Origin of the sequence: Micromonospora sp. M51, assembly GCF_018070305.1 — a bacterium.
GTDB lineage: Bacteria > Actinomycetota > Actinomycetes > Mycobacteriales > Micromonosporaceae > Micromonospora > Micromonospora parva.
The window spans coordinates 1-520 of sequence record NZ_JAGPXZ010001460.1 but is presented as its reverse complement, the minus strand read 5'-3'; the positions used below and the strand labels follow the sequence as shown (position 1 = coordinate 520).

The 520-nt window shown below is 70.6% G+C and carries 2 pseudogenes; one reads left to right on the top strand and one right to left on the bottom strand.

The window, feature by feature from the left end:
- Nucleotides 1-264: pseudogene (locus tag KBX53_RS35445) on the bottom strand (hypothetical protein); the annotation flags it as partial.
- Nucleotides 265-372: 108 nt separating this feature from the next.
- Between KBX53_RS35445 and KBX53_RS35440 the strand changes: the two are divergent.
- Nucleotides 373-520: pseudogene (locus tag KBX53_RS35440) on the top strand (Fpg/Nei family DNA glycosylase); the annotation flags it as partial.

Below are 520 nucleotides of genomic sequence, written 5' to 3'. Positions count from 1 at the left end.
GTGCGGGCTGCGGGCGCCGCGCCAGGTGGGCCGGGCCTCCCGCAGGCGGAGGCCGGCGGCGGTGCGTCGGACGTTGACGTCGTCGCGGTCGACGATCGTGAGGTCGGCGCTCCACCGTTCGTCGCCGGGTGCGGCGGCGACGAGGGCGATCGGTGCGCTGGCGGCCGGGACGTTACCGGTGGTGGGTAGGAGCGCTGCGGTGAGCAGGAGGGTGAGGGTGGCGATGAGGGCGACGGATGGGATACGACAACGGGGTCGCGTCATGGGCATTCTCCTCAGAACCCCCTGACCTTCGCATGTCAGGAGATCATGAGGAACCTGTGTACAAATAGCGACACATGCGAATCTTGCTCGAAGAGGGAGAATGGCAGGGTGCCCGAAGGCGACACCGTCTGGAACACCGCGCGCGTGCTGCACCGCGCGCTGGCCGGCGCGCGGATCACCGGCAGTGACTTCCGGGGGCCGCAACTGGCGACCACGGCGCTCACCGGCTGGACCGTCCGCGAGTCGGCCAGCCGGG